We start from the raw sequence: 5,644 nt of genomic DNA, 5'->3' as shown, positions 1-5,644 counted from the left end.
ACTAGTGATGCAACAGCCCACACACCCGCCCCCCCACCCACCAGCACGCTGTGGGGGGCCGGGAGCCCGTGGAGCCCCGCCCCCCCCGCTTCGTTCAGCCGTCCGTCCGTTCAGCCGTCCACCCGTTCAGCCGTCCGCCCGCGCCGTGGCCAGCAGCTCCTCGGCGTGGGCCCGTGCCGTCTGCGAGTCCTCCTGGCCCGCGAGCATCCGCGACAGCTCCCGTACCCGGTCCTCGCCCTCCAGGACGGTGACACCGCTGCTGGTGACCGAGCCGTCGTGGGTCTTCTCGACGAGCAGCTGCCGGTCGGCGAAGGCCGCCACCTGCGGCAGATGCGTCACGACCACCACCTGCGCGGACCTCGCGAGCCTGGCGAGCCGCCGGCCCACCTCCACCGCGGCCTTGCCGCCGACCCCGGCGTCGACCTCGTCGAAGAGATACGTCGGTACGGGATCGGACCCCGCGAAGACCACCTCGACCGCGAGCATCACCCGGGACAGCTCACCGCCGGACGCCCCCTTGGAGATGGGGCGGGCTGCCGTACCGGGGTGCGGGGCCAGCAGCAGTTCCACCTCGTCGGCCCCGAGCGGACCGAAGGCGACCGTACGCCCGCCGACCTCCACTCCTTCGGGGTCGTCGGTCTGCCGGATGTCGATCGTCACCCGGGCGTGCGGCATGGCGAGCGAGGCGAGTTCGGCGGTGACGGCGTCCGCGAACCGTTCGGCCGCCTCGGTGCGCGCGTCGGTGAGCGCCTGCGCGAGACCGGACAGCTCGGAGCGCAGCGCCTCGTGCTCCGCCGTCAGTTCACCGATCCGGTCGTCGTCGCCCTCCAGCTCGGTGAGGCGCGCCGCGCCCTCATCGGCCCACGCCAGGACGGCCGCGATGTCCTCACCGTATTTGCGGGTCAGCTGGGTCAGCGCCGCCCGCCGTTCCTCGACGGCCGCCAGCCGCAGCGGATCGGCGTCGAGGTCGTCCGCGTAACCGGCCAGCTCCCCCGAGACGTCGGCGAGCAGAATGCCGATCTCGCCGATCCGTTCGGCGAGCCCGGCCAGCGCCGGGTCATGGGCGCGTACCGCGTCGAGCGCCCGCCCCGACCCGGCGACCAGGGTCGTCGCGTCGATGCCCTCGGGGTCCTCCGGGTTGCCGACCAGCGCGGTGTGCGCGGCGGACGCGGCGGACGCGAGCGCTTCGGCGTGCCCGAGCCGCTCGGCCTCCGCGGCGAGTTCGGTGTCCTCACCGGGCAGCGGCTCGACCGCGGCGATCTCGTCGAGACCGAAGCGGAGCAGATCGGCCTCCTGGGCCCGTTCCCGTGCCCGGGTGGTCAGCTCCGCCAGCTCGGCGGCGACCGCTCGCAGCCGCGTGTAGGCAGCCGCGTACTTGGTGTGCGGGACCGCCACCGCATCCCCGGCGTACCGGTCGAGCGCCTGGCGCTGTCTGGCCGGGCGCAGCAGCCCCTGCTGGTCGGTCTGTCCGTGTACGGCGACCAGTTCGTCGGCGAGCTCGGCGAGCAGCCCGACCGGTACGGAACGCCCGCCGATGTGCGCCCGCGAGCGCCCTTCGGCCGAGACCGTACGGCTGATGAGCAGCGCGCCCTCGTCGAGTTCGGCGCCCGCGTCCTCGGCCCGTACCGCGGCGGGTGCGCCGTCGGGCAGCGCGATCCGCCCTTCCACCACCGCCGACTTGGCGCCGAGCCGTACCAGGGCGGCGTCGGCGCGCCCGCCGAGCAGCAGCCCCAGGCTGGTCACGACCATGGTCTTGCCCGCGCCGGTCTCACCCGTCACCGCGGTGAAGCCGGGTGAAAGCTCCACCACAGCGTCGTCGATGACTCCGAGCGACCGTATCCGCATCTCCTCCAACACGCACATGACCATACGAGGTTTCCCGGGTCCCGTGCGACGTGGCCCGGCCGCAGGGCCCGCCGGCCGGGCCGCACCGGGTACCCGGCGGGGGTCCGGTAGGGCTCAGTGCGGAGCGCCCCGCCAGCCCGCAACGGGCAGTGCGAACTTGGCCACCAGCCGGTCGGTGAAGGAGGCGTGGTGCAGCCGCGCCAGCCGTACGGGAACGGCTCCCCTGCGCACCTCGACGCGTGCCCCGGCGGGCAGTCCCACCGAGCGGCGCCCGTCGCACCACAGGACGCCCTGCGGGGTGTGCGGCTGGACCTCGACGGCGAGGACGGACGAGGGCGAGGTCACCAGCGGCTTGGCGAACAGGGCGTGCGCGCCGATGGGCACCATCAGCAGCGCCTCCACCTCCGGCCAGATCACCGGTCCCCCGGCCGAGAAGGCGTACGCGGTGGAACCGGTCGGGGTGGCGCAGACGACGCCGTCGCAGCCGAAGCCGGTGACGGGGCGGCCGTCGATCTCCAGGACGACCTCCAGCATCCGCTCGGGCTCGGTCTTCTGCACGGCCGCCTCGTTGAGCGCCCAGTCCCGGTGCACGATGTCCCCGTTGTTGTGCACGAGGACGTCGACGGTCATCCGCTCCTCGACCTCGTACGAACGTGAGACCACCCGGTTGACGACCTTGTCCAGGTCGTCGCGCTCGGCCTCGGCGAGGAAGCCGACCCGGCCGAGGTTGACGCCGAGCATCGGCACCCCGGAGGCGCGGGCGAACTCGGCGCCGCGCAGCAGCGTTCCGTCGCCGCCGAGGACGATCAGCAGCTCGCAGCCGTCCAGGCAGGAGGGGGTGGCCTCGTCGGCGAGTTCGACCGATGGCGGCACCGGCAGGTCGGCCGCCTCCGCCGCCAGGACCCGCACCCGCAGGCCGTTCTTCAGCAGCCCCTCCACCACGCGCTCGGCGCTGCGGACGGCGGCGGGCCGCCCGGTGTGCGCCAGCAGGAAGACCGTACGGTCCCCGGGGGGCGCCGCCGCCGGTTCCGCAGGCGCTTCCACCGCGGGTCCCGCCGCCACGGCAGGTGCCGCTCCCCGCGCTGCCCGGCCCGCTGCCGGTGCTGATGCTGACTCCGTCACTGCGGCCCCTCCGCCACTGCACGCTCCACATCCGCCGGATCGAGCGCGGGCGCGTCCGCCCGCAGCCACAGAAAGTACTCGACGTTCCCCGAGGGCCCCGGCAGCGGGCTCGCGGTGACACCCCGCACGCCGAGTCCGAGCCCGGCCGCCTGCCCGGCCACTGTCCGCACGGTCTCCGCCCGCAGCCCGGGACTGCGGACCACGCCTCCGCTGCCCAGCCGGTCCTTGCCGATCTCGAACTGCGGTTTCACCATCAGCACCAGGTCGGCGTCCGGGCCCGCGCACCCCACGAGAGCGGGCAGCACCAGCCCCAGCGCGATGAACGAGAGGTCGCCCACGACCAGGTCCACGGGGGTTCCGCCGATGGCGTCGAGCGTCAACTCGCGTACGTTCGTACGGTCCTTGACGGTGACCCGGTCGTCGCTCTGCAACGACCAGGCGAGCTGCCCGTACCCCACGTCCACCGCGACGACCTGTGCGGCGCCCGCCCGCAGCAGGACATCGGTGAAGCCGCCGGTCGACGCGCCCGCGTCGAGCGCCCGGCGCCCCGCGACCCGCAGGCCGAGCGGGGTGAAGGCCGCGAAGGCGCCGGCGAGTTTGTGACCGCCCCGCGAGACGTAGTCGGGGTCGGTGTCGTCCTTGCGCACGACGACCGCCGCGCTGGTCTCGACCTGGGTGGCCGCCTTGGTCGCGGTGGTGCCCGCGACGGTCACCCGCCCCGCGGCGATCAGCTGGCTCGCGTGCTCCCGTGAGCGGGCGAGACTCCGGCGGACCAGCTCGGCGTCGAGACGTCGGCGTGCCACTCCTGCCACGTTCGGTTCAGCTCCTGCTGTTGTGAGGGACGGTCTGAGGGAGGGGGCCACGGGCCGGGACCGGCGGTCCGGGCGGTGCGTCCAGCGCGTCCAGCGCCCGGCGCAGCCCCTGATGTACATCTTCGTACACCTCGACATGTCCGTCGGCGTCGAGGTGGTCGGCGTCGGCCAGCCGGTCGAGCACCCGGTCCACCCCGGCGTCCCCGGTGGGTGTGCGGACCACACCCAGCGGCGCCGGGGCGTCTTCCGTACGGTCCTGGCCGTCCTGGCTCCCGGCCTGCGCCCCGGAGGGCTCCGGCATCGCGTCACTCATGCCCAGACGCTACCCCGAAGCGCTGCGGTACGGTCGGTCACGATGGCGACGACAGAAGAGTGCCGCAGCGCCCTCGACAGGCTCTCGGACAACATGACAGAGGCGAACAGCCAGGTACGCGGCGCGGCAGCGCTGGACCGCTCGCTGAGCTGCCACATCACCGATCTCGACGTCACCTTCACCGGGCGTCTGGTGGACGGCCGGATCCAGGTGCTCGACACCCTTGAAGGACCGCCGCGTGGCAAGGCGGAGATCCGGCTCGCGATGAAGGGCGACGATCTGGTGGCCCTGGTCGGGGGCGAGCTGAACTTCGCCAAGGCCTGGGGTTCGGGCCGGGTACGGCTCGAAGCGGGCTTCCGCGATCTGCTGCGCCTCAGGACGCTGCTCTAGCCGCAGCGACCGGGGCTCTGCTGCGGGCGCGCCTCAGGACACTGCCGCGGGCACGCCCCAGGGCACCGCTCCAGCCACGTCTCAGGGCCCCAGCCGTGCCCGGGGACGCCGCTCCAGCTACGGCTCGGGACACTGCCCCGGCCGTGCCTCAGGACGCGGCAGCAGCCGTGGTGGGCGCCACCACGGCCGCGGTCCGCGCCCGGCGCCCGGCGGGCACCACCAGCGGTGTTCCCGTCTCGGGGTCGTCGATGATCTGGCAGCGCAACCCGAACACCTTCTCCACGAGCGCGGCGGTGACGACATCGCCCGGCGCCCCTTCGGCGACGATCTCGCCGTCCCGCATGGCGATGAGATGGGTCGCGTAGCGCGCGGCGTGGTTGAGGTCGTGCAGCACGGCCACCAGGGTGCGCCCCTGCGTCTCGTGCAGTTCGGCGCAGAGGTCGAGCACATCGATCTGGTGCTGGATGTCGAGGAAGGTGGTCGGCTCGTCGAGGAGGAGCAGCGGGGTCTGCTGGGCGAGCGCCATCGCGATCCACACGCGCTGGCGCTGGCCGCCGGAGAGTTCGTCCACGTAACGGTCGCCGAGCTCGCCGATCCGGGTGGCCGCCATCGCCTCCTCGACGATGCGCTCGTCATCGGGCGACCACTGGCGCAGCAGGCCCTGGTGCGGGTAGCGGCCGCGGGCCACCAGGTCGGCGACCGTGATCCCGTCGGGGGCGATCGAGGACTGCGGGAGCAGGCCCAGCGTCCTGGCCACCTTCTTGGCCGGCATCGAGCCGATCGCCTGCCCGTCGAGAAGCACCCGCCCCTGGGAGGGCTTCAGCATGCGCGAAAGGGCGCGCAGCAGTGTCGACTTGCCGCAGGCGTTGGGGCCGACGATGACGGTGAAGGAGTTGTCGGGGATCTCGACCGAGAGGTTCTCGGCGATGATCCGCTGCTCGTAGCCGAGGGTGACGGATTCGGCGGTGAGTCGCTGCATGGTGGTACTCCTGGTTGTCATCAGATCCGTCCTGCCTTCCGTTCGGAGACCAGCAGCCACAGCAGGTAGCAGCCGCCGAGCACCCCCGTCACCACTCCCACCGGCAGCTGCCGGGGGGGGGGGGTCCGCGCGGGGGGGGCGGCGCGGCGGGGGGCCCGCTCCGGGGGCGGGCCGTGCGCGGTG

At 73.5% G+C, this 5,644-nt stretch carries 6 protein-coding genes; 1 reads left to right on the top strand and 5 read right to left on the bottom strand.

Going from position 1 to position 5,644, the window contains the following annotated elements; genetic code table 11:
- Positions 1–126 precede the first annotated feature (126 nt).
- From recN to ACFXBC_RS09530, 4 genes are all read right to left on the bottom strand, one after another.
- A complete protein-coding gene (gene recN / locus ACFXBC_RS09545; protein ID WP_385020814.1) occupies positions 127–1,869 on the bottom strand; it encodes a DNA repair protein RecN in 1,743 nt (580 codons plus the stop codon).
- A gap of 90 nt (positions 1,870–1,959) precedes the next feature.
- Positions 1,960–2,907: an NAD kinase gene (locus ACFXBC_RS09540; RefSeq protein ID WP_385020811.1), complete on the bottom strand. Its 948-nt coding sequence runs from the start codon at positions 2,905–2,907 to the stop codon at positions 1,960–1,962.
- Between the two features lie 56 nt (positions 2,908–2,963).
- Positions 2,964–3,779 carry a TlyA family RNA methyltransferase gene (locus tag ACFXBC_RS09535; protein ID WP_385020809.1) on the bottom strand — a complete coding sequence of 272 codons (816 nt, stop codon included), beginning with the start codon at positions 3,777–3,779 and terminating at the stop codon, positions 2,964–2,966.
- A 7-nt stretch (positions 3,780–3,786) separates the two neighbouring features.
- A complete protein-coding gene (locus tag ACFXBC_RS09530) occupies positions 3,787–4,092 on the bottom strand; it encodes a hypothetical protein (RefSeq protein ID WP_385020806.1) in 306 nt (101 codons plus the stop codon).
- Positions 4,093–4,134: 42 nt separating this feature from the next.
- Here ACFXBC_RS09530 and ACFXBC_RS09525 point away from each other — a divergent pair, with 42 nt between their 5' ends.
- Positions 4,135–4,482: an SCP2 sterol-binding domain-containing protein gene (locus ACFXBC_RS09525; protein WP_385020803.1), complete on the top strand. Its 348-nt coding sequence runs from the start codon at positions 4,135–4,137 to the stop codon at positions 4,480–4,482.
- Between the two features lie 148 nt (positions 4,483–4,630).
- On the opposite strand, the gene ACFXBC_RS09520 is transcribed toward ACFXBC_RS09525, so the two are convergent.
- Entirely contained in the window at positions 4,631–5,461 is an 831-nt protein-coding gene (locus tag ACFXBC_RS09520) for an ABC transporter ATP-binding protein (protein ID WP_385020800.1), read from the bottom strand.
- Positions 5,462–5,644: the final 183 nt, after the last annotated feature.

It is taken from the genome of Streptomyces sp. NPDC059398, assembly GCF_042751845.1.
Lineage (GTDB): Bacteria > Actinomycetota > Actinomycetes > Streptomycetales > Streptomycetaceae > Streptomyces.
Note: the sequence above shows the minus strand (reverse complement) of the source record. Positions and strands in the feature narration are given on the sequence as shown.